Annotated in this window: 18 protein-coding genes; 16 read left to right on the top strand and 2 right to left on the bottom strand. The window is 61.6% G+C overall.

Annotation, left to right across the window (positions count from 1 at the left end):
* Both KY495_RS14325 and KY495_RS14320 read right to left on the bottom strand, forming a co-directional pair.
* Positions 1 to 2,532 (bottom strand): ABC transporter permease, encoded by a 2,532-nt coding sequence (locus KY495_RS14325; protein WP_219880079.1) that lies wholly within the window; start codon positions 2,530 to 2,532, stop codon positions 1 to 3.
* A complete protein-coding gene (locus tag KY495_RS14320) occupies positions 2,532 to 3,563 on the bottom strand; it encodes an adenosine deaminase (RefSeq protein ID WP_219880078.1) in 1,032 nt (343 codons plus the stop codon). Before KY495_RS14320 ends, KY495_RS14325 begins: the two co-directional genes overlap by 1 nt.
* A 581-nt stretch (positions 3,564 to 4,144) precedes the next feature.
* Here KY495_RS14320 and KY495_RS14315 point away from each other — a divergent pair.
* The 16 genes from KY495_RS14315 (at position 4,145) to KY495_RS14240 (ending at position 23,025) form a co-directional block, all read left to right on the top strand.
* Complete coding sequence (locus tag KY495_RS14315) at positions 4,145 to 6,067, top strand: PrkA family serine protein kinase (RefSeq protein WP_219880077.1); 1,923 nt, start codon at positions 4,145 to 4,147, stop codon at positions 6,065 to 6,067.
* A 65-nt stretch (positions 6,068 to 6,132) separates the two neighbouring features.
* The gene (locus KY495_RS14310) at positions 6,133 to 7,401 is read left to right on the top strand and encodes a YeaH/YhbH family protein (protein ID WP_219880076.1); all 1,269 of its coding nucleotides are present in this window, start codon (positions 6,133 to 6,135) and stop codon (positions 7,399 to 7,401) included.
* 37 nt (positions 7,402 to 7,438) lie between these two features.
* Complete coding sequence (locus KY495_RS14305; RefSeq protein ID WP_219880075.1) at positions 7,439 to 8,965, top strand: SpoVR family protein; 1,527 nt, start codon at positions 7,439 to 7,441, stop codon at positions 8,963 to 8,965.
* Between the two features lie 778 nt (positions 8,966 to 9,743).
* A complete protein-coding gene (locus KY495_RS14300; protein WP_219880074.1) occupies positions 9,744 to 10,409 on the top strand; it encodes an energy transducer TonB in 666 nt (221 codons plus the stop codon).
* Positions 10,410 to 10,495: 86 nt separating this feature from the next.
* Positions 10,496 to 11,452, top strand: a complete 957-nt coding sequence (locus KY495_RS14295; RefSeq protein WP_219880073.1) for a MotA/TolQ/ExbB proton channel family protein — start codon at positions 10,496 to 10,498, stop codon at positions 11,450 to 11,452.
* Between the two features lie 5 nt (positions 11,453 to 11,457).
* Positions 11,458 to 11,895, top strand: a complete 438-nt coding sequence (locus tag KY495_RS14290) for a biopolymer transporter ExbD (RefSeq protein WP_219880072.1) — start codon at positions 11,458 to 11,460, stop codon at positions 11,893 to 11,895.
* A gap of 73 nt (positions 11,896 to 11,968) precedes the next feature.
* Positions 11,969 to 12,400: a biopolymer transporter ExbD gene (locus KY495_RS14285; protein WP_219880071.1), complete on the top strand. Its 432-nt coding sequence runs from the start codon at positions 11,969 to 11,971 to the stop codon at positions 12,398 to 12,400.
* Positions 12,401 to 12,467: 67 nt separating this feature from the next.
* The gene (locus KY495_RS14280; protein ID WP_229518303.1) at positions 12,468 to 13,712 is read left to right on the top strand and encodes a lipopolysaccharide assembly protein LapB; all 1,245 of its coding nucleotides are present in this window, start codon (positions 12,468 to 12,470) and stop codon (positions 13,710 to 13,712) included.
* 129 nt (positions 13,713 to 13,841) lie between these two features.
* Positions 13,842 to 14,813 carry a bifunctional riboflavin kinase/FAD synthetase gene (locus KY495_RS14275; protein WP_219880070.1) on the top strand — a complete coding sequence of 324 codons (972 nt, stop codon included), beginning with the start codon at positions 13,842 to 13,844 and terminating at the stop codon, positions 14,811 to 14,813.
* Positions 14,814 to 14,886: 73 nt separating this feature from the next.
* Entirely contained in the window at positions 14,887 to 17,814 is a 2,928-nt protein-coding gene (ileS, locus tag KY495_RS14270) for an isoleucine--tRNA ligase (protein ID WP_219880069.1), read from the top strand.
* Positions 17,815 to 17,831: 17 nt separating this feature from the next.
* Positions 17,832 to 18,344 (top strand): signal peptidase II, encoded by a 513-nt coding sequence (gene lspA / locus KY495_RS14265; RefSeq protein WP_219880068.1) that lies wholly within the window; start codon positions 17,832 to 17,834, stop codon positions 18,342 to 18,344.
* A gap of 26 nt (positions 18,345 to 18,370) precedes the next feature.
* Positions 18,371 to 19,588, top strand: coding sequence for a bifunctional phosphopantothenoylcysteine decarboxylase/phosphopantothenate--cysteine ligase CoaBC (gene coaBC, locus KY495_RS14260; protein ID WP_219884250.1), 1,218 nt, complete (start codon positions 18,371 to 18,373; stop codon positions 19,586 to 19,588).
* Between the two features lie 23 nt (positions 19,589 to 19,611).
* Positions 19,612 to 20,061, top strand: a complete 450-nt coding sequence (gene dut, locus KY495_RS14255; RefSeq protein ID WP_219880067.1) for a dUTP diphosphatase — start codon at positions 19,612 to 19,614, stop codon at positions 20,059 to 20,061.
* 16 nt (positions 20,062 to 20,077) lie between these two features.
* Positions 20,078 to 21,088: a M48 family metallopeptidase gene (locus KY495_RS14250; protein WP_219880066.1), complete on the top strand. Its 1,011-nt coding sequence runs from the start codon at positions 20,078 to 20,080 to the stop codon at positions 21,086 to 21,088.
* Between the two features lie 151 nt (positions 21,089 to 21,239).
* The gene (locus KY495_RS14245; RefSeq protein ID WP_229518302.1) at positions 21,240 to 22,139 is read left to right on the top strand and encodes a DMT family transporter; all 900 of its coding nucleotides are present in this window, start codon (positions 21,240 to 21,242) and stop codon (positions 22,137 to 22,139) included.
* A 7-nt stretch (positions 22,140 to 22,146) separates the two neighbouring features.
* Positions 22,147 to 23,025, top strand: coding sequence for a DNA-3-methyladenine glycosylase (locus tag KY495_RS14240; RefSeq protein ID WP_219880065.1), 879 nt, complete (start codon positions 22,147 to 22,149; stop codon positions 23,023 to 23,025).
* The last annotated feature ends 32 nt before the right edge of the window (positions 23,026 to 23,057 follow it).

Raw genomic sequence — 23,057 nt, 5'->3', positions numbered from 1 at the left:
TTACGCTTCGCGCAGTGTCTGCAGCGGCGGCTGGCGCAGCACATTGCGCAGGCCCAGGTAGCCGCCAATGATGGCGCACAGTGCGCCCACCACCAGCCCGGCGAGCCACACCACGGGGCTGAAGGTCCACGGGAACTTGAACTGGTAGGTGGCCAGGGCCCAGCCCAGTGCCGCGGCGCCGGACGCTGCCAGCAGGCCGGACAGGCCGCCCACCAGCGAAAACTCGATCCACTGCGCCTGCGACAACTGGCGCCGGGTGGCCCCGAGCGCGCGCAGCAATCCCGCCTCGCGGGTGCGTTCATCCTGCGACCCCATCAGCGCCGCATACAGCACCAGCACGCCCGAGGCAAGCGTGAAGGCGAACAGGAATTCCACCGCCGTCACCACCTGGTCCAGCACATCCTGCAGCTGGCGGATGATGCCACTGACATCGATCACGGTCAGGTTGGGAAACTCGCGCGCCAGGGCATTGGGCAGGGCCTGCGCTTGCTGCGGCAGGTGGAACGCCGTCATGTAGGTCTGGGCCGCATCCTGCATGGCGGCGGGATTGATGATGACGAAGAAGTTGGCGCGCATCGATCCCCACTCCAGCTTGCGCAGGCTGGTGACCTTTGCGTCCACATCCAGACCACCCACATTGAAGCGCAACGTGTCGCCCAGCTTCAAGCCCAGCGTCTTGGCAATGCCCTGCTCCACCGACGCCTCGGCCACGCCGGGTCCATCCTGGTACCACTTGCCATCAATGATTTCGTTGGTGGGCGGCAGGTCGGCGGTGGTGGAGAGATTGAATTCGCGGTCCGACAGGCGCCGGGCATCATCGGTCTGGTAACTCTCGCGCGTGACCGGCTGGCCATTGACGGCCGTCAGGCGGCCCCGGATCATCGGGTACAGCAGCACGTCGCGCACCTCGGCGGCGGCCAGGCGGCGCTCGATGTCGGCCTTCTGGTCCTGCATGATGTTGATCACGAAGCGGTTGGGGGCGTCCGGCGGCGTGGCGCTGCGCCAGGCGCTCATGAGGTCGCCCCGCACGACGGTCAGCAGCAGCAGCGCCATCAGGCCCAGCGCCAGCGACACCACCTGCACCACGGTGGCACCGGGACGCCGCTGCAGGGACGTGACGGCAAAGCGCCAGCTCTGGTGGTTGATCAGGCCGCGCAAGCGGCGCAGCGAAGCAATGCCCAGCCAGGCCACCAGTGCGAAAACGGCAAAGCCGCCCAGGAAACCGAGCGCGGTGGCCAGCGCCAGCTTGACGTCGCCCGCCTGCCACAACAGCAGCAGCACGAACACGCACACGCCCATGCCATAGGTGGCCAGCGCCAGCGGCTTGGGCGCGGCCTGCTCGCGCCGGATCACGCGGTTGTGCGGCACATTGCGCAGCTGCAGCACTGGCGGCAAGGCGAAGCCAATCAGCAGCAGCATGCCGGTGGCCACACCCTGCAAGGCAGGCAGGAAAGAGACCGGCGGCAAATCGGTCGCCAGCAGCGAGCCGATCAGTTCTAGCAGCACATAATGGCCGGCAAAGCCCACCAGCACGCCCAGCAGGCTGCCCACCAGTCCCACCAGGGCAAATTCGATCAGGTACAGGGCCGTCACCTGGTTCTGGGTCAGGCCCAGGCAGCGCAGCATGGCGCAGGCATCCAGGTGGCGCAGCATGAAGCGGCGCGCGGCCATGGCCACGGCCACCGCCGCCAGCATGGCCGAGAGCAAGCCCACCAGCGACAGGAAGCGGTCGGCGCGGTCAAGCGTGGCGCGCATTTCCGGGCGGCCGTTTTCCAGCGATTCCACCCGCACGCCTTTGATCTTGCCGTCGACAATTTTCTGTTTTACCCAGGCTTCGAATTCGCGCACCTTGCCAATGTCGACGCCCGGCGGCGCGGCCACTTGCAGGCGATGGGTCACGCGCGAACCGGTGCCCAGCAAGCCCGTGGCGTCGAGGTCGGTCAGGGCCAGCATGACGCGCGGGGCAAAATTGGCAAACGAGGGGCCGCGGTCGGGCTCGGTGGCAATGACCTGGGCGATCGTAAATTCACGCTCGCCAATGCGCAGCTTGCTGCCAACGTCCGTCTTGAGGGCCGTTAAGATATTAGGGTCTACCCACACCGTGCCGGGCGCGGGCGTGGTGTCGGTTGCCTGGCCCTGGGCCAGGGACGCCTGGTCAGCATTGGTGGTGATCTTGACCTGGCCGCGCAAAGGGTAGCCTGGCGAGACTGCCTTGACCGAGGCCAGCTGCGCTGTCGACAGCTCGCCTTCACCGCTTTGCGCCATGCTGGGGAAAGTCACGGTGTCGGCCAGCACCAGGCCGCGCCGCGCCGCCTCTGCCCGCCAGTCGGGCGTGACCGGTGTGTCTGCATTGATGAGCAGGTCGGCGCCCAGCAGCTGGTGGGCATCGCGGTCGAGCGCGGTGCGCATGCGGTCAATGAAGAAGCCGACGGCGGACATGGCCGACACGGCCACGATGAGGGCAATGAGCAGGAAACGCAGCTCGCCGGCGCGCCAGTCGCGCGCGGTCATGCGGAGGGATTGGATAAGCATCAGGTGAGCGCTTCAGCGTGGCCAGGCAGGGCCGTGAAAAATTGATCAACTTGTTCCAGGAAAGCTTGCTTTGCAGCAGGCGCGAGGAAGGAGGCTTGGAAACTGTTTGCCGCCAGGCGTCTGGCCTGCCCTGCCGTCAGGGGCAGGGCGTCACATACCGCCAGGAAATTGGCATTCATGTAGCCGCCAAAGTAGGCGGGGTCGTCCGAATTGACGGTAGCGGCCAGTCCCGCGTCGAGCAGGGCGATGAGGTTGTGCTGGTTCATCTCGCCAAACACGCGCAGCTTGACGTTGGACAGCGGGCATACGGTGAGCGCCACCTGCTCGCGCGCCAGCCGTGCCACCAGGGCCGGGTCTTCCAGGCAGCGCACACCGTGGTCGATGCGCTCGACCTGCAGCACGTCAAGCGCCGTTTCAATGTAGGCAGGCGGCCCTTCCTCGCCCGCATGGGCCACCAGGTGCAGGCCCAGCTCGCGGCAGCGGGCAAATACGCGCGCGAATTTCTCGGGCGGATGGCCGCGCTCGGACGAGTCCAGTCCCACCCCAATGATCTTGTCCAGAAACGGCAGGGCTTGCTCCAAGGTGGCCATGGCGTCCTCTTCGGACAGGTGGCGCAGGAAGCACATGATGAGTGTCGCGCTGATGGGACCTTCCTGGCAGGCACGCCAGATGCCATTGATCACGGTCTCGAACGGCACGCCGCGGTCGGTATGGGTCTGGGGATCGAAGAAAATTTCTGCATGCAAGACGTTGTCGGCATGCGCACGGGCCAGGTAGGCGGCCGTCATGTCGTAGAAATCCTGCTCGGTCAGCAGCACGCTGGCGCCCGCGTAATAAATATCCAAAAACGATTGCAGATCGGTAAATGCATATGCCGCCCGCAAGGCTTGGACCGAGGGATAGGCCAGCGCGACGCCATTGCGGCGCGCCAGCTCAAAGATCAGCTCGGGTTCGAGCGAGCCCTCGATATGGATGTGCAACTCTGCTTTCGGCATCCGCTGGACAATATCCCGGATCGCGTGGTTCGGCATGCAGTGCTCCCTGGCGGTGAAAAAAATGGCTAACCCGCAGTGTAGCGCAAGCCTGCGGCGGGCATCGGGAGCGCCATAAAATCCTCGCGCCCGGCACAAACACGTGCGCCGTACCGCATCAAGATCATGCAATATCCAATCAAGCGTGGAGATACGGCGGAAGGTTTGAATTAACGCAAAAGTCATCGCTTCACAAGCATAATAAAGCGCTATCAAAGCGCCGTTTCGTCACCATTTCTCCACATTAATTTGCAGTTTTTTCGTTATAAATCAAACGCTTAAATTCGTTACAAACGCTTGCACGACATTGCTTTGACTTCGGGAACTATTAGGCACATAATAAATTTCATAGGCGTAAGAATACCTTGCAGCCGCACAAATCACCGGCAGGAAACCCAGTCTTTCCGGCATAAAAATAATCATCTTTGCAATAAGTTTTGTTTCGCATTAATGGGAACAAAAATGATTGTCAAGACAACGAGGAGCGACAAGCAACGGCGCAATGGGCACACAGCCCGGGATGCCAACGGTACGACGGCCGGTGACATTGATGTAGTGTTTGACCATTAAAGGACATTCAAATGACCATTTTTGACAACTACGCAGCGCGCTACGAGCGTACCCGGGAAGAGGAATATTCCCTCTCAGAATATCTGGCACTGTGCAAGAAGGACCGGCTGACCTATGCCAGCGCGCCCGAACGCATGCTGGCCGCCATTGGCGAACCCACCCTGGTCGATACCCGCAACGACACGCGCCTGTCGCGCATCTTTGCCAACAAGGTCATCAAGATCTATCCTGCCTTTAAGGAGTTCTACGGTACCGAGGAAGTGATCGAACAGGTGGTTTCCTACTTCCGCCATGCTGCCCAGGGCCTGGAAGAGCGCAAGCAAATCCTCTACCTGCTCGGCCCCGTTGGCGGCGGCAAGTCGTCCATTGCGGAAAAACTCAAGGTCCTGATGGAACAGGTGCCGTTCTACTGCCTCAAGGGCTCGCCTGTGAACGAGTCGCCCCTTGGCCTGTTTAACGAGGAAGAAGACGGCACGATCCTCGAAGAAGACTATGGCATCCCGCGCCGCTACCTGCGCACCATCCCCAGCCCGTGGGCTGTGAAGCGCCTGCACGAATTTAACGGCGACATCAACCAGTTCCGCGTGGTCAAGCGCTACCCGTCGGTGCTCAAGCAGATTGCCATTTCCAAGACGGAGCCGGGCGACGAAAACAACCAGGATATTTCTTCGCTGGTGGGCAAGGTCGACATCCGCAAGCTCGAAGACTACGCCCAGGACGATCCGGACGCCTACAGCTATTCCGGCGGCCTGTGCCTGGCCAACCAGGGCTTGATGGAATTCGTGGAAATGTTCAAGGCGCCCATCAAGGTGCTCCATCCCCTGCTCACGGCCACCCAGGAAGGCAATTACAAGGGCACGGAAGGCTTTGGCGCCATTCCCTTCGACGGCATCATCCTGGCCCACTCCAATGAGTCGGAATGGAAAACCTTCCGCAACAACCGCAACAATGAAGCATTCCTTGACCGTATCTATATAGTGAAGGTGCCGTACTGCCTGCGCGTGTCCGATGAAATCAAGATTTACGACAAGCTGATTCGCAACTCGTCGCTGGAAAACGCACCGTGCGCGCCCGGCACCATGAAGATGATGGCCCAGTTCGCCATCCTGTCGCGCCTGAAGGACCCGGAAAACTCCAGCATCTTCTCGAAAATGCTTGTCTATGACGGTGAAAACCTGAAGGATACCGATCCCAAGGCCAAGTCCATGCACGAGTATGTGGATTACGCCGGGGTCGATGAGGGCATGAATGGCTTGTCGACCCGCTTTGCCTTCAAGATCTTGTCCAAGGTCTTCAACTTCGACAATACAGAAGTGGCGGCCAACCCGGTCCACCTGTTGTACGTGCTCGAGCAGCAGATCGAACGCGAGCAGTTTCCGCCGGAAACGGAGCAGCGCTACTTCTCGTACATCAAGGAACATCTGGCCCAGCGCTATGTCGAATTCATCGGCAAGGAAATCCAGACCGCTTACCTGGAAAGCTATTCCGAATATGGCCAGAACATTTTCGACCGCTACGTCACGTTTGCCGACTTCTGGATCCAGGACCAGGAATTCCGCGATCCCGACACGGGCGAGAGTTTCGACCGCGACGCCCTGAACAGCGAGCTGGAAAAGATAGAAAAGCCGGCCGGCATCAGCAATCCCAAGGATTTCCGCAACGAGATCGTCAATTTCGGGCTGCGGGCCCGGGCCACCAACGGCGGCAAGAATCCGGCCTGGACCAGCTATGAAAAGTTCCGCACCGTCATCGAGAAAAAAATGTTCTCGAATACGGAGGAACTCCTGCCCGTCATTTCGTTCAATGCCAAGGCCAGCGCCGAAGACGCCAACAAGCATGCCGACTTCGTGGCCCGCATGGTGGAAAAAGGTTATACCGCAAAGCAAGTACGCCTGCTGTGCGAGTGGTATCTGCGCGTACGCAAGTCGTCCTGACGCGGCGCACCCGCCCTTCCCTGCCGGGAGGGGCGGCGCGGCAGGTTTGAAGCAGGAGGCCCGTTTTGACTTATCTCATCGATCGACGCTTGCAAGGCAAGAACAAGTCTGCGATTAACCGCGAGCGCTTCCTTCGGCGTTACAAAGGCCAGATCAAGGATGCGGTGGGGCGCGCCATCAAGGGCCGTTCCATCACCGACATTGAAAATGGCGAAAAGGTCTCGATTCCCGTCAAGGACGTGAACGAGCCCAATTTCGGCCACGCCCATGGCGGCGTGTGGGAAACCATTAACCCCGGCAACAAGGAATACCAGAAGGGCGACCAGTTCAACCGTCCGCGCGGCGGCGGCGGCGCGGGCCGCGGCAAGGCCGGCAACAGTGACCAGACCAGCGAAGACGATTTCATCTTCGAGCTCTCGCGCGAAGAATTCATGAATTATTTCTTCGAAGACCTCGAGCTGCCCAATATGGTCAAGACCCAGCTGACCGCCACCACCGAATTCAAGAACCAGCGCGCCGGCTACAACATGTCGGGCACGCCGTCCAACATCCATGTATTGCGTTCGCTGCGCGGGGCGCTGGGCCGCCGCATTGCCGTGGGCGGCAGTTCGCGCAAGGCACTGGCCGAGGCCGAACGCGAGCTGGAACAATTGCTGCTCGATGGCGAGCCGCTGGACGCGCCACGCGTGGTCGAACTCAAGCGCCTGGTGCACCATCTGCACACGCGGCTGCTGGCGATCCCCTTCATTGACCCGTTCGACCTGCGCTACAGCAACCGCATCAAGGTGCCCAAGCCCATGACCCAGGCCGTGATGTTTTGCATCATGGACGTGTCCGGCTCCATGGATGAACAGCGCAAGGATACGGCCAAACGCTTCTTCATCCTGCTTTACCTGTTCCTCAAGCGCGCCTACGACAAGATTGAGGTCGTCTTCATCCGCCATCACACGGCAGCGGCCGAAGTGGACGAGGACGATTTTTTCCATTCGCGCGAGTCGGGCGGCACGGTGGTGTCCTCGGCCCTGCACCTGCTGCACAAGATTATCAGCGAGCGCTACGGCAGCGGCGAATGGAACAGCTACGTGGCCCAGGCCTCGGACGGCGACAACTGGGACAATGACTCGGTCCTGTGCAAGCAGCTGCTGGTCGACACCATCATGCCTGCCGTCCAGTACTACACGTATGTGGAGATCACGGACGGGCCGCCCCAGAACCTGTGGGAGCAATACAGTGAAGTGGGCGAGCACCATCAACACTTTGCCATGCAAAAAATCGTGACCCCGGCCGACATTTACCCGGTCTTCCGCGAGCTGTTCAAGAAGCAGCCCAAGTAGCCATCCTGACGCCGGGGCAGTTATAGAGAGGCACACCATGCCAAGAGACCCGAAACATCCGCGCGCCCTGCCCGAACAGTCGGAGTGGACCTTCGACCTGATCGAGCACGCGCACGAAGAAATCCGCCGCGTGGCCGCCAACTTCGGCCTCGACACCTATCCCAACCAGCTCGAAATCATCACCGCCGAGCAGATGATGGATGCCTACACCTCGGTCGGCATGCCCGTGTCCTACAACCACTGGTCCTTCGGCAAGCATTTCCTGTCCACGGAAAAAAGCTACAAGCGCGGGCAGATGGGCCTGGCCTACGAGATCGTCATCAATTCCAATCCCTGCATCGCCTACCTGATGGAGGAAAACAGCCTGACCATGCAGGCGCTGGTCATTGCCCACGCCGCCTACGGCCACAATTCCTTCTTCAAGGGTAACTACCTGTTCCGCACCTGGACCGATGCCGACGCCATTGTTGACTATATGGTGTTTGCCAAGAATTACATTGCCGAATGCGAGCGCCGGCATGGCATCGATGCAGTCGAGTTGCTGCTCGATTCCTGCCATGCGCTGCAAAACTATGGGGTGGACCGCTACAAGCGCCCGGCCAAGCTGTCCATGGCCCAGGAGAACGCGCGCCAGAAGGAACGCGAGGAATACGCCCAGTCGCAGGTCAATGCCCTGTGGCGCACCGTGCCGCGGCGCGACGAGGAAGTGGCAGACGCCGTGGTGCCGCGCTTTCCGCCCGAGCCCGAGGAAAATCTGCTGTACTTCATTGAGAAATACGCGCCTTTGCTGGAACCCTGGCAGCGCGAAATGGTCCGCATCACGCGCAAGATTTCCCAGTATTTCTATCCCCAGCGCCAGACCCAGGTCATGAATGAAGGCTGGGCCACTTTCTGGCATTACACCATCTTGCAGGAGCTGTACAAGGAAGGGGTGGTGGGCGACGGCTTCATGATGGAGTTCCTGCAAAGCCATACCAACGTGGTCTACCAGCCGCCGGCCACCAGCCAGTATTACAGCGGCATCAACCCGTATGCGCTTGGCTTTGCCATGATGACGGACATCCGCCGCATCTGCGAAGACCCCACGCCCGAAGACCGTGAATGGTTCCCCGACATTGCCGGCAGCGACTGGCGCAAGACGCTTGATTTTGCCATGCGCAACTTCAAGGATGAGAGCTTCATTGCCCAGTACCTCTCGCCCAAGCTGATCCGCGATTTCCACTTCTTTGCCGTGCTCGACGACGACCAGAACGAAAAGCTCACCATTTCCGCCATCCACGACGAACGCGGCTACCGCGAGGTGCGCCAGAAGCTGGCCGACCAGTACAACCTGGGCAACCGCGAACCGAATATCCAGGTATGGCAGGTCAATACCCGCGATGACCGCGCCCTCACCCTGCGCCACACCCAGTATCTGCGGCGCCCCCTCAACCAGCAGGCCCAGGAAGTGCTCAAGCATGTGGCGCGCCTGTGGGGCTTCGATGTGCGCCTGGATACGGTCGACCCGGACGGCAATATCGTGAGCACGCTCGAGTGCAAGCGCGAAAAACGGCACCGCGACTGAGTTCTTGCGGGCCGTCGGGCCCGCCTTCCCCGCCCACCCGCCCCACCAACCCACCGTTGGCGGGGTGGCGCCCGCGCCATCCCGGCGTAGTGGCGGCAGCAACATCCCTGTCCAAAGCAACATCTTGCTTGTCAATATGGCTTAGCAACAACACTACCGTGCCCCCCTTCCCAGTGCATGCCAGTGACCGGCAATTCTTTTGCCATCCCCTAGCAAAAAAACGCTAGTCTTCGGACGAGCTTATGCTATATTGCGAACGTGATGACGGTCATTCCCCAGCCGCATAGCTGAGGGCATCGCTGCCTTCCGGTGGAAGCGCACTGCCAGGTGGCGACACCAGTGCGCGGTCGCTGACAAGGCGTACTGCCGGGCCAAATTGGTGCTATTCCAATAGAACGGGCACGCTTAATATTTTTGGATATAGTTAGCATAATCGCCACGGCGGTTGTAAATATTCTTCGGTTAAGCTTGGCAAGACCCATTGAATCATCGATCCACCCCAAAAATTGTCGTATTTTCTGCAGTTAGAAGCTTTACTCCAGAAAAATGGGGATAGGATGTATTGCATTTTTTAACATTCAGTGCAGGCAGGCCGAATTACCATCTTCCAGACTGACTTTTTACCTATGAATCGAACCGATTTGGAAGGGGTAAAAAGGGATGGTAAAAAATGAATACGTAGGTATAATTCGCCGACGTCCCGGATACGGCTCAATGTTTCGTCGTGTTTTGTGGGTTTAGTCGCTACAAAAAAGAGTAGGTATTGGAGAAAGCAGGCATGAATTTTTCGCATGAGAAGCAACCCGGGAAGAATTTCACTGGCATTGCAGTCGTCGTATTGATTCACGCGTTGTTGGCCTGGGGGATCGTCAGCGGTCTGGGCACGCGCATGGTCACTAAGGTTGCTGAAGCCGTGGAAACCAAGATTGTGGAGGAAGTCAAGCCTCCGCCACCAAAGGAAGTGCCGCCACCTCCGCCACCGCCGGAAATGAAGGCCCCGCCGCCTCCATTCATTCCGCCAGTGGAAGTGAACGTGCAGCAGCCGCCGCCTCCGCAAAACGTGATCGCCAGCGCCACCAACGTCAAGCCGGCCACCACCGAACTGCAGAAGCCGGCACCGGCGGCACCACCCGCACCACCTGCTCCCGCAGCGCCAGCAGCACCAGTGCGCCAGGCAGCAGTCGCAGACTTCAACACGTGCGCAAAACCGGAGTTCCCAAAAGCTTCGTTGCGTAATGAAGAAACTGGCGTGGTCACCGTGTCGTTCCTGATCGGCGTAGACGGCCGTGTGGTCGACTCCAAGATCACCAAGTCAAGCGGTTTCCGTGACTTGGACCGGGCCGCGCAGCAAGCAATCGGCAAGTGCCGCTTCAAGCCTGCGATGGTCGACGGTAAGCCGGAACAAGCTTGGCAGCCAGTACAGTACGTCTGGACGCTGGAATAAAAACCGAGGTGAAGTTCAGCCTCACACCGTGATTTTCGTTGTCATCATGTTCAGCGAACTGATTATTTTATAAATTTGGAGGAAGCATGTTTAAGAATACCCGTTTGTCCGCTGTTTTGGCGGCTGTCCTGTTCTCGGTTACGGCAGCTTCGGCGCTGGTTTCCGCCCCAGCCTACGCTGACGCTCCTGCGACAGCCCCAGCAGACGCTACCGCTCCTGCCGCCGATGCAGCAGCGCCAGCAGTTGACGCTGCAGCACCGGCCGAAGCGCCAGCCGCTGACGCTGCCGCGCCAGCCGTCGATCCGGCAGCACCTGCAGTTGCCGAAGGCGAAATGGAAGAAGTGCACAACCCGTACGGTATCGAAGCGATGTGGAACGAAGGCGACTTCGTGACCAAGGGTACCGCCATCATCCTGGCCCTGATGTCGATGGGTTCGTGGTACATCATCATCACCAAGCTGATCGACCAGATGAAGATCGGCAAGCAAGCTGCCGAAGTCCAGCAGAAATTCTGGAAAGCTTCCTCGATCGCAGCTGGTTCGGCCGCACTGAAAGAAGGCAGCCCATTCCGCTTCATCGCTGAAACCGGCACCAAGGCTACCGTGCACCACGACGGCGCCCTGCTCGAGCAGATCGACCTGTCGACCTGGGTCACCATGTCGATCCAGCGCGCTGTTGAGAAAGTTCAGTCGCGTCTGCAAGATGGCCTGTCGTTCCTGGCAACCGTTGGTTCGACCGCACCGTTTATCGGTCTGCTCGGTACCGTTTGGGGTATTTACAACGCACTGACCGCCATCGGTATGTCGGGTAACGCATCGATCGACAAGGTTGCAGGTCCAGTGGGTGAAGCGCTGATCATGACCGCGTTTGGTCTGGTGGTCGCCGTTCCAGCCGTTCTGGGTTACAACTGGCTGGTTCGCCGCAACAAGACCGCCATGGAAGATGTCCGCTCGTTCAGCGCTGACGTTCACTCGGTACTGATTTCGGGCGCCATGTCCACCAGCGAAGCTGGCCGCGCAGCCGGCGCTAAGAAGATCGGATAATTGCCATGAGTATGAGCGTCGGCTCCGAAAGCGGAGACGAAGATGCAGTCATGTCAGAAATCAACACGACGCCGCTCGTCGACATCATGTTGGTTCTGCTGATCATCTTCCTGATTACGAGCCCGGTTGTTCTGAAGTTGCAACGTGTGAACCTGCCTTCGGAAACCAACCAGGCATTGAAGCCAAGCCCGACCACGGTCAATATCGTTGTCAATAAAGACGGCGATATGTACTTCAACCAGACGCGCCTGGCTGATACGACGGAACTGTTCGAGTTCCTGAAGAAGGAATCGGTCAAGCTGCCGCAGCCGGAAGTACACGTGCGTGGTGACCAGGGAACTCGGTATGAGTTTGTTGGCAAAGTGGTCTACACGGCACAACGTGCTGGTATCCAGAAGGTTGGCTTTATTACGGAACCGCCAGATAAGATGGCGCCCAAATAAAGTCTCCTTCAGCAGCCGGCGGGACCGCACTACGCCCGCCGGCCGCGGGTCCCAACATTAGAAAGGAAATACCATGAGTATGAGTGTCGGATCGTCCGCGTCGCCGAACGCGGATCCGGAACCGATGATGGAAATGAACATGACCCCCTTGATCGACGTAATGTTGGTCTTGATTATCATGTTGATTATCACCATTCCGAAGCAGAACCACTCGGTCAATCTGAACATGCCAGTCGGTACCCCACCGCCACCGACCGTTGAACCCATCGTCATGACCATCGACGTGGACTTTGACGGAACGATTCTGTGGGATGGCGAAGTGGTTCCTGACCGCAAGGCTCTGGAAGCAAAGATGCTTGGTGTGGCCGCGATGGCTGAACAGCCTGAAGTTCACCTGCGCCCCAACAAGCTGGTTGAGTACAAATATGTTGCTGGCGTGATGGCGACCGCGCAGCGTCTTGGTGTAACCAAGATCGGCATGGTCGGCAACGAGCAGTTCCAGTAAGCGTTATTGTTGAATCAAAAACGGCAGGTATCCCCTGCCGTTTGTCATTTAAATTGAAAGATTTCCAATGATCAAGTCCCGCCTCGCACAACTCGGCCTCGCCATGGCCGCACTCGGTTTTACCGCCGTCAGCCCGGTCATCGGCTTGTCCACCGCGCATGCAGCCGAAACGCTGCGCCCGGAAATCGGCCGTCCCCTGCAAGCTGCCCAGAAGATGATTAGCCAGGGCAATGCCCGCGGCGCCCTGTCGGAACTGCGCAAGCTCGATGGTGTCAGCGGCAAATCGGCCAACGAATCCTATTTGATCGAACGCGTGCGCGCCAGCGCTGCCTCCTCGGCCGGCGACTATGACACCGCAGCCCGTTCCTTTGAAACCCTGATCGCCTCGGGCCGCCTGTCGGCCAGCGAAAGCGCCAAATTCTCCGAAGGCCTGGTGGGCATCTACATGCGCGCCAAGGAATACGGCAAGGCCAACGCCGCCATCCAGAAAGCACTGGCCAAGGGCGATGACGCCCGCCTGCGCGGCTACCTGGTCCAGAACTACATCTCGATGGGTAACAACAACGAAGCCATGCGCCTGATCCAGAGCGATCTGCAACGGGCTGAAAAATCCGGACGCGCGCCGCAGGAAGACCAGCTCAAGATGCTGGCCAATCTGCAAAACATGAAAGGCGACAAGGAAGGCTACGTCAAGACCATTGAAAAGCTGGCCCAGCACTATCCACAGCCAAGCTACTGGGCTGACCTGCTCAACCGCGTCACCGGCAAGGCGGGCTTTTCCTCGCGCCTGAGCGCTGACGTGCTGCGTCTGCGCCTGGCCAACAATCAGCTGAAAAAGCCGAACGAGTACATGGAGCTGGCCCAGCTGGCCCTGCGCGATGGCGCCCCTGGCGAAGCGGTCAAGATCATCAAGAAGGGTTATGACGACAAGGTGCTGGGTGTGGGCGGCGACGCGGCCCGTCACCAGCGCCTCAAGGACCTGGCTGACAAGAGCCTGGCCGAGCAGACGCGCGACCTGGCGGCAACCGAAGCGGCCCTGATCAAAGCCAACGACCAGGACGGACTGGTCAAGCTTGGCTACTCGCTGGTGCATTCCGGCCAGGCCGACAAGGGTCTGAAGATGATGGAAGCGGCCATCAAGGCAGGCGGCCTGAAGTATCCTGAAGATGCCAAGCTGCACCTCGGCCAGGCATACGCGACGGCGGGCAAGAAGCAGCAAGCCATTGCCACCCTGAAAACCGTGGGCGGCAAGGATGGCGCAGCCGACCTGGCCCGCTACTGGATCATGGCCATCAACAAGCCAATGGCTTGATCGCCCGGTTTCTGCCACTGGTGCGGTAAGACAAAAGCGCTGTCTGCATGCTTGCAGGCAGCGCTTTTTAGCTTTGACCGTATAATCTGTCTTTCCACATTCTCAACACAAGGTTTCCCCCCGTTGCCCATGAAGGTATTTCGCGGACTTCCCAATGACCGGGCCCGGGCGCCCTGCGCGCTCACGATCGGCAATTTCGACGGTGTCCATCGCGGCCACCAGGCATTGCTCGAACGGGTGCGCGGTGCCGCCGCCGGCCTGGGCATCGAAGCGGCCGTGATGACGTTCGAGCCCCATCCGCGTGAATATTTCGCGCGCAAGTCAGGCGACCTGTCGCGCGCGCCCACCCGCATTGCCAGCCTGCGCGACAAGCTGCAGTCGCTCGACAACGCCGGCATCGACCGCGTGATCGTGGAACACTTCAACGCCCACTTTGCCAGCATCACGCCGGAAGACTTCACCGACCGCATCCTGGTCGACGGCTTGCATGTGAAGTGGCTGATGGTCGGCGACGATTTTTGCTACGGTGCCCGGCGCGCCGGCAATATCGCCACCCTGATGGCCGCCGGCGCCAAGCACGGCTTCCATGTCGAAACGCTGCCCACCGTGATGCTGGGCGATCAGCGTGTGTCATCCTCAGCCGTGCGGGCGGCGCTGGCCGATGGCGACTTTGCACGCACCCGCGCCCTGCTTGGCCATTCCTATTCCATGTCCGGCCATGTGATCCACGGCGAAAAACTGGGCCGCACCCTGGGTTTTCCGACCCTCAATCTGCGCGTGGCGCACCGCCCGGCCCTGTCAGGCATATTCGTGGTCCAGGTCCATGGCCTGGCAGCCCAGCCCCTGCCCGCCGTGGCCAGCCTGGGCGTACGCCCGACAGTGACCGACAGCGGGCGCGTGCTGCTCGAAGTGCACGTGTTCGACTATGCCCAGGCTTGCTACGGCAAGATGGTGCGCGTTGAATTCCTGTCCAAGATACGGGACGAGGAAAAATACACCGACCTGGCCACCCTCACCGCCGCCATCGCGCGCGACTGCGACACGGCGCGCGACTGGTTCAGCCAGCGTGCCGGGGCGCTTACCGCCACCGACCGAATTTGACGCGGCACCATCCGCCCACGCAAGGCCCGGCGAGCCGCACGCAAGAATACAGATCCACTTATTGAAGAAATATATGTCCGATACCACACCAGAGCAAAAGCAGAACGCGCAGCCAGGCCAGAAGCAGAATAAAAAGCAGGAGGCCAAACCCGCCAGCAAATACCCGGTCAACATGACCGACACCCCATTTCCGATGCGCGGCGACCTCGCCAAGCGCGAGCCGGGCTGGGTCAAGCAATGGCAGGACAAGAAAATCTACGAGCGCGTGCGCCGCGCCGCCAAGGGCCGCCCCAAATTCATCCTGCATGACGGCCCGCCATACGCCAACGGCGAAATCCACCTCGGCCACGCCGTCAACAAGATCCTGAAGGACATGGTGGTCAAGTCGCGCTCCATGGCCGGCTTTGATGCGCCCTACGTGCCGGGCTGGGACTGCCACGGCATGCCGATCGAGATTCAGATCGAAAAACTGCACGGCAAGGGCTTGCCGACGGCAGAAGTGCTGACCCGCGCGCGTGCCTACGCCACCGCCCAGATCGACAGCCAGCGCGCCGGTTTCATCCGCCTGGGCGTGCTCGGTGAATGGGACAACCCCTACATGACCATGGCCTACCGCAACGAGGCCGATGAACTGCGCGCCCTCGGCACGCTGCTCGAAAAAGGCTATGTGTACCGCGGCCTCAAACCCGTCAACTGGTGCTTCGACTGCGGTTCCGCCCTGGCCGAAGCGGAAGTGGAATACCAGGAAAAGCGTGACCCGGCAATCGACGTCGGCTTCGCATTTGCGGAACCGGAAAAGCTGGCGACGGCGTTCGGCCTGCGGTCCCTCCCTGCAGGCGAAGGCTTCATCGTCATCTGGACCACCACCCCATGGACCATTCCGTCCAACCAGGCGCTGAACGTGAATCCAGAGGTCAGCTATGCCCTGGTTGAAGCGAGCCGTGACGGGACACCGTTGCAGCTCATCCTCGCGGAGGATCTGGTGCCGGCATGCCTCGCACGCTACAAGCTCGAAGGGGCGGTAGTGGCTACCTGCAAAGGGGCGGCGTTCGAGGGCATCAGCTTCAGGCACCCGCTCCACGCGGCTGATCCTTTCTACGACCGCCTCTCGCCCGTCTACATGGCCGACTACGTCACCACCGAAAGCGGCACCGGCGTGGTCCACTCCGCGCCTGCCTACGGCCAGGACGACTTCATCTCGTGCAAGGCGCATGGGATGAAGGACACCGACATCCTCACGCCCGTGATGGGCGACGGCCGCTTTGCCTCCACCCTGCCCCTGTTTGGCGGCATGACGATCTGGGAAGCGTCCAAGCCGATCTGCGCGGCCCTGACCGCGGCCGGCGCCCTGTTTGAAGTGAAGATGTTCGACCACAGCTACATGCACTGCTGGCGCCACAAGACCCCGATCGTCTACCGCGCCACCTCGCAGTGGTTTGCCGGCATGGACATCACGCCGAAAGACGGCGGCCCCACCCTGCGCCAGAGCGCCCTCAAGGGCATCGAAGAGACCAAGTTCTTCCCGGACTGGGGCCAGGCCCGCCTGCACGGCATGATCGAGAACCGTCCTGACTGGACGCTGTCGCGCCAGCGCCAGTGGGGCGTGCCGATGGCCTTCTTCCTGCACAAGGAGACCGGCCAGCTGCACCCGCGCACCCCGGAGCTGCTGGAAACCATCGCCAAGCTTTTCGAAGAAAAAGGCATCGAGGCCTGGCTCACCATCGAACCGAAGGACCTGCTCGGTGACGAGGCCGACATGTACGAGAAAAACCGCGACACGCTCGACGTCTGGTTCGACTCCGGCTGCACCCACCAGACCGTGCTGCGCGGCTCGCACGCCGAGCAGTCGGCGCGCGAAGGCGACATTGCCGCCGACCTGTACCTGGAAGGCTCGGACCAGCACCGCGGCTGGTTCCATTCGTCTCTGCTGACGTCCTCCATGCTCAATGGCCGCCCGCCCTACAAGGCCCTGCTCACGCACGGCTTCACGGTCGATGCCGAAGGCAAGAAGATGTCCAAGTCGCTCGGTAACACGCTGGCGCCGCAAAAGATCTCCGATTCACTCGGTGCCGACATCCTGCGCCTGTGGGTGGCATCCACCGACTACACGGGCGAGCTGTCGATCTCCGAAGAGATTCTCAAGCGCGTGACCGAGTCCTACCGCCGCCTGCGCAACACGCTGCGCTTCCTGCTGGCCAATACGTCCGACTTCAAGCACGCCACCCAGGCCGTGCCCGTGGCCGACATGCTGGAAATCGACCGCTACGCCGTGGCCAGCATGGCCGAGCTGCAGGCCGACATCCTGGCCCACTACGAGCGCTATGAATTCCATCCCGTGGTGGCCAGACTGCAGAACTACTGCTCCGAAGACCTGGGCGGCTTTTATCTCGATATCCTCAAGGACCGCCTGTACACCACGGCCGTTGATTCGCCGGCCCGCCGCTCCGCCCAGACCGCGCTGTGGCACATCACGCAAAGCCTGCTGCGCGTGATGGCTCCCATGCTCTCCTTCACGGCCGAAGAAGCGTGGGCCATCTTTGCCGGCGCCGACGCCTACGCGGCCAGCGACGAGACCATCTTTACCCAGACCTACTGGCAGCTGCCGCAGGTGCCGGATGCACAAGCCCTGCTGGCCAAATATGCCGACCTGCGCACCGTGCGCGCCGCAGTGACCAAGGAGCTGGAAGACTTGCGCGTGTCCGGTGCCATCGGCTCGTCGCTGCAGGCCGAGATGACCATCAAGGCCGCCGGCCCCAAATACGACCTGCTGGCGAGCCTTGAGGATGACCTCAAGTTCGTCTTCATCACCTCGCAGGCCGAGGCGGTCAAGGTGGACAACGAAGCGGAAGAAGCAATCGCCGTCACCGCGTCCCAGGCACCGAAGTGCGAACGCTGCTGGCACTACCGCAAGGACGTGGGAAGCCATGCGGATCACGCCACCCTGTGCGGACGCTGCGTGGCCAACCTGTTTGGCGGCGGCGAAAAGCGCACCTTCGCATAACCATCACGATCGACTCCATGGCAACCAAGAAAAAACAACTGTTCTCGACCTCCAGCAGCCACGCCAGCATGATGCCGTGGCTGGGCATTGCAGCCATCATCATCCTGCTCGACCAGCTGACCAAGATCGTGGTGGAAAAGCTGTTCGTGTTTCGGGAGACGAAGGTCGTCACCTCGTTCTTCAACCTGCACCTGACCTACAACCCGGGCGCCTCGTTCGGCTTTCTGGGCGACGCGGGCGGCTGGCAGCGCTACCTGTTCACGGGCATCGCCGTGTTTGCCGTCGGTTTCATCCTGGTGCTGCTCAAGAAGCACGCTGGCCAGCGCCTGTTCTGCTGGGCCCTGGCGCTGATCATGGGCGGCGCGATCGGCAACCTGATCGACCGCCTGTGGCACGGCCACGTGGTCGACTTCCTCGACTTCCATGCGGCCGGTATTCACTTCCCGACCTTTAACATCGCCGACGTGGCGATCAGCCTTGGCGCCATCCTCTTCATCTACGATGAGCTGCGGCGCGTCAACCAGAACTGAAAAGCGACAGCGGAGCTGCCATGCCAATGGAACTGAAGGGTAAGAAAATCGTCCTCGGCCTGTCCGGGGGCGTAGCCTGCTACAAGGCTGCCGAATTGTGCCGCGCCCTCACCCGCGTGGGCGCCGAGGTGCATGTGGTCATGACCGAGGCGGCGGGCCACTTCATCACCGCCGTCACCATGCAGGCGCTGTCGGGGAACACCGTGTTCAACGACCAGTGGGATTCGCGCGTAGCCAACAACATGGCCCATATCGATCTGACGCGCGGGGCCGACGCGATCCTGATTGCGCCCTGCTCGGCCGATTTCATGCGCAAGCTGGCGCACGGCGTATGCGACGACCTGCTCTCCACGTTGTGCCTGGCGCGCCCGCGCCAGCTGCCGCTGCTGATTGCCCCGGCCATGAATGTGGAAATGTGGCAGAACCCGGCCACGGCGCGCAATGCACGCCAGCTGCGCGCCGACGGCATCTGCATCTTCGGCCCGGCTGCCGGCGAACAGGCCTGCGGAGAAACAGGCCTGGGCCGCATGCTGGAACCGGAAGACCTGCTCGAAGAACTGGTCGCTTCCTTCCAGCCCAAGGTCCTGGCGGGCAAGCGCGTCCTGATCACGGCCGGCCCCACCTTTGAAGCGATCGATCCGGTGCGCGGCATCACCAATCTGTCGTCCGGCAAGATGGGCTATGCAATTGCCCGCGCTGCGCGCGAAGCCGGGGCCGACGTGCAACTGGTCTCCGGCCCGACGGCCCTGCCCACGCCGCACGGCGTGCGCCGCACCAATGTACAAAGCGCGCAGCAGATGCACGACGCGGTGATGGCGGCCGTGGGCGGCCAGCACATCTTCATCGGCGTGGCGGCGGTGGCCGACTGGCGCGTGGTCAATGCCAGCGAGCAGAAAATGAAGAAGCACGATGGCGAGACCCCCAGCCTGCAGTTCGAACAGAATGCCGACATCCTGGCATCCGTGGCAGCCACCACGTCCCTGAGCGGCTGGCCTTACTGTGTAGGCTTTGCAGCGGAGTCGGAAAACCTGGTGGAATACGGCGCCGTCAAGCGCGAGAAAAAAGGCATCCCCCTTTTGGTCGGCAACATTGGCCACCATACCTTCGGCCAGGACGAAAACACCATCGTCCTGTTCGACGACCATGGGCACACCGTGCTGCCCAAGGCCGACAAGCTCACCCTGGCGCGCCAGCTGGTATCCGAAATCGCCAAGCGGCTGGAACAGCGCTCCCTGCTCAAATAAGACATCGCAAGCCAAACAGCACCATGAAAACCATCGACATCAAAATTCTCGACGCCCGCATGAAGGACGTGCTGCCGGCCTACGCCACTCCCGGCAGCGCGGGCCTGGACCTGCGTGCCTGCATCGATGCGCCGATCATCATCGAGGCCGGCGCCACCGTCCTCATTCCCACCGGCCTGGCGATCCACATAGCCGATCCGGGCTACGCCGCCATGATCCTGCCGCGCAGTGGCATGGGCCACAAGAACGGCATCGTTCTGGGGAATCTGGTAGGCTTGATCGATTCCGACTATCAGGGACAACTGATGGTATCGACCTGGAACCGCGGCCAGTTGCCGTTCACGCTGAACCCCATGGAACGCCTGGCCCAGCTCATCGTGGTACCGGTCCTGCAGGTTGGATTCAATATTGTCGACGAGTTCGACACCAGCGAGCGCGGTGTCGGCGGTTTCGGCAGCACTGGCAAACAATAAAAATATGGAGAAATCTATGACCCGCAACATCGGTCTGCGCACGGCTGGGCCGGCGCTTATCACTGCCCTTCTTTTATCGGCATGTCAAACCCCTGCAATCGTTCCGTCCGGCCCTGCCATCGTTCCCAAGCCGGTTGACACCGCGCCGGCAGTGTCACCGCGCGTGGCCGCTGCCGCCGAAGTCCTGACCCGCATGGCAGGCATGCAGGAACGCCTGTATCGCGTTGCTTCCCCGCTGCTCATCAATAATGCGGAGCTGTGCAAGAACCAGGCGCGCAACCTGCTCGGTTTTACGGCGCGTAACCGCTACTGGTATCCGGGCGATTACAACGAAGCGGCCGTCGTGGCCTTTGGGATGGGCGAGCGTCTGCAAGTGACGGGCGTGCTGGCCGGCAGCGGCGCGGCGCGCGCGGGACTGCGCCGCGGCGACAATCTGATCTCCGCCGGCGGCAAACAGCTGCCGGTCGGACCCAATGCATCGACATCGGCCGGCGCCGTCTTCGGCCCGCTGGTGGCCTCGCAGGCCAGCTTGCCCTTGCTGATCGAACGCGACTCCCGGCAGCGCGAACTGACCGTCCCCGTCACCCGCGCCTGCGCCTTTCAGATCGAAATCGGCAATGCCGACCACGTCAACTCGTATGCCGATGGCTCTCGCATCCTGGTCACCCGGGGCATGTACGAGTTCGCCGAAAACGACGCCGAGCTGGCGGTCATCCTGGCCAAGGGCATGGCGCACAACATCCTCAACCACGCCACGCTCACGCGCAGCACCGGCACCCTCAGCAGCGTGATCGACAACCTGGCGCGCGTGCGGCCGGACACCTCCATGATGATCGGCAGCGCCGGCATCAAGGCGATGCCCGCCGAGATGGACATGGCGGCCGAAAAACTGAGCATGCAATTGCTTACGCGCGCCGGCTACCGGACCGACGCGGCAGCGCCTTTCTGGCGCCGCCTGGCATCGACCTATCCGGCCACCGTCCTGAACGGCTACGTCGCCAACCACCCGGCGACCGGCAAGAAGTAATAGCGGGACGGGGCGGGGAAGCCCAGCTGCTTCCCTGCCCTTTTCTCTTGCTGCCGGCCGCGCAGCGGTGCCCAATAGCGGCGCAAGATACGGATGGTGCCATTGGGGCACCCAACGCATACTGGCACCTTCAACTTCTTAACGACACGCCATGACCACCGCCAACATGCTGCGCCTTGTGCTGCTTGCCGCCATCTGGGGCAGCTCGTTCCTGTTCATGCGCATCAGTGCGCCCGTGCTCGGACCGGCCGTGCTGATTGAAACGCGGGTGGCGCTGGCGGCCGTGTTTCTCGCCATCGTGGCCGTGGTCCTGAAAAAGCGGCTGCACCTGGCGCAAAACTGGAAGCACTTCCTGATCCTCGGCTTTTTCAATTCCGCCCTGCCGTTCCTGCTGTTTGCCTACGCGGCCAGCACCTTGACCGCTTCCGTCCTGTCGGTGCTCAATGCAACCGCCCCCATGTTCGGGGCCATCATCGGCGCCGTCTGGACCCGCCAGCCGATCGCCATGAAAACGGTCGCCGGCCTCATTCTCGGCACCTGCGGCGTGGCCGTGCTGGTCGGCTTCGATGCGGTGGCCACCCGGCCCGGCGCCATGCTCGCCATCGCCGCAGGACTGGTGGCCGCGCTTTCCTACAGTGTGGCCAGCACCTACTCCAAGGCCGCGCGCCAGGTCGAGCCGTTCGCCAACGCCCATGGCAGCATGTGGGGCGCCACCCTGTTCGTGCTGCCCGCGCTGTTCTTCTTTCCTGCCAAGGGGCCGGCCACGCCGGGCATCATGGCCGCCGCGCTGGCGCTGGGCATCCTGTGTACCGGCGTGGCCTACATCATCTATTTCAGGCTGGTGGAAGAAGTGGGGGCGACGTCCGCGCTGACGGTCACTTTCCTCAATCCCCTGTTCGGCATTCTCTGGGGCGCGCTGTTCCTGGGCGAGGTGGTGGGATGGTACACGCTGGTGGGCGCTGCCATCGTACTGACGGGTACTGCCATGGTCACCGGCTTCCTACCGCGCTTCGGGCGTGGTCTTGCCGCCGGCTCGTCCAACGCCCCGTAGGTGCGGCGTGATCCGGACTATCACCCTGCCACCCGGCTACCGCCGCGCCGACCTGCTTGCCTTCCATGGGCGCGATGCCGAAGGCGTGGCCGAACGGGTCGAGAGCAACCGCATTCGCAAAGGCGTCATCCTGGACGGGGTCGCGGTCCTGTTGGACATCAGACTCGATCAGCACAGCGCCAGTTGCCGCATCGATGCCGACGGCGTGCTCACGGCCGCTGCGCAGCAGCTGGCGGACGATGCCCTGCTCAACACGCTCGGCCTGCGCATCGATCCCGCGCCCTTTCTGGAAGCGGTGGCCGACGATCCCCTGCTCGGGCCGGTGGCAGCGGCCAACTCAGGGTTGCGCATCATGCAATCGGCCACGATTTTCGAGGCGCTGACCTGGGCCATCATGGGGCAGCAGATCAACCTGCCCTTCGCCATTTCCCTGCGCCGCACCTTCATCGAGCGCGCGGGGCGCGCGCACAGCAGTGGAATGCTGTGTTACCCGGAAGCGGCGGGCGCCGCGCAGCTCGCGCTGGAAGAACTCACCAGCCGCAAATTTTCGCGCGCCAAGGCCGAGACCTTGCTGCGCCTGGCGCAGATGGTCGACAGCGGCGCCCTCACCCTCTCGCGCGACACGCCCGTGGACGAGGCCAGCGCAGCCCTGCTGGCCATCAAGGGCATCGGCCCCTGGACCGTCAACTACACGCTGCTGCGCGGTTACGGCTATCCGGACTGCTCGCTGCACGGCGACGTCGCCATCCGCAGCGCCTTTCAGCGCCTGCTGGGCGAGGACAGCAAGCCCGATGTGGCGCGCACCGAAGCACTGCTGGCGCGCTACACCCCGCATCGCACCATGGCAGCGGCCCACCTGTGGGCCAGCCTGCAGTCAGCTGCCTGACCAGACGCGCCTGCCCGGCAAGCCGTTGCGAA

Origin of the sequence: Massilia sp. PAMC28688 (assembly GCF_019443445.1) — a bacterium.
In the GTDB taxonomy this organism is placed as follows: Bacteria; Pseudomonadota; Gammaproteobacteria; order Burkholderiales; family Burkholderiaceae_D; genus Telluria_A.
The sequence above is the reverse complement of the archived record's forward strand: the minus strand, read 5'-3'. Positions and strand labels throughout refer to the sequence as shown.

Coding starts and splice junctions, on each gene's coding strand:
- lspA (WP_219880068.1), top strand. CDS start 17,832: ATGGCAACCAAGAAAAAACAACTGTTCTCGACCTCCAGCAGCCACGCC.
- KY495_RS14275 (WP_219880070.1), top strand. CDS start 13,842: ATGAAGGTATTTCGCGGACTTCCCAATGACCGGGCCCGGGCGCCCTGC.
- KY495_RS14250 (WP_219880066.1), top strand. CDS start 20,078: ATGACCCGCAACATCGGTCTGCGCACGGCTGGGCCGGCGCTTATCACT.
- dut (WP_219880067.1), top strand. CDS start 19,612: ATGAAAACCATCGACATCAAAATTCTCGACGCCCGCATGAAGGACGTG.
- KY495_RS14295 (WP_219880073.1), top strand. CDS start 10,496: ATGTTTAAGAATACCCGTTTGTCCGCTGTTTTGGCGGCTGTCCTGTTC.
- KY495_RS14305 (WP_219880075.1), top strand. CDS start 7,439: ATGCCAAGAGACCCGAAACATCCGCGCGCCCTGCCCGAACAGTCGGAG.
- KY495_RS14325 (WP_219880079.1), bottom strand. CDS start 2,532: ATGCTTATCCAATCCCTCCGCATGACCGCGCGCGACTGGCGCGCCGGC.
- KY495_RS14290 (WP_219880072.1), top strand. CDS start 11,458: ATGAGTATGAGCGTCGGCTCCGAAAGCGGAGACGAAGATGCAGTCATG.
- KY495_RS14315 (WP_219880077.1), top strand. CDS start 4,145: ATGACCATTTTTGACAACTACGCAGCGCGCTACGAGCGTACCCGGGAA.
- KY495_RS14285 (WP_219880071.1), top strand. CDS start 11,969: ATGAGTATGAGTGTCGGATCGTCCGCGTCGCCGAACGCGGATCCGGAA.
- KY495_RS14320 (WP_219880078.1), bottom strand. CDS start 3,563: ATGCCGAACCACGCGATCCGGGATATTGTCCAGCGGATGCCGAAAGCA.
- coaBC (WP_219884250.1), top strand. CDS start 18,371: ATGGAACTGAAGGGTAAGAAAATCGTCCTCGGCCTGTCCGGGGGCGTA.
- KY495_RS14245 (WP_229518302.1), top strand. CDS start 21,240: ATGACCACCGCCAACATGCTGCGCCTTGTGCTGCTTGCCGCCATCTGG.
- KY495_RS14280 (WP_229518303.1), top strand. CDS start 12,468: ATGATCAAGTCCCGCCTCGCACAACTCGGCCTCGCCATGGCCGCACTC.
- KY495_RS14300 (WP_219880074.1), top strand. CDS start 9,744: ATGAATTTTTCGCATGAGAAGCAACCCGGGAAGAATTTCACTGGCATT.
- ileS (WP_219880069.1), top strand. CDS start 14,887: ATGTCCGATACCACACCAGAGCAAAAGCAGAACGCGCAGCCAGGCCAG.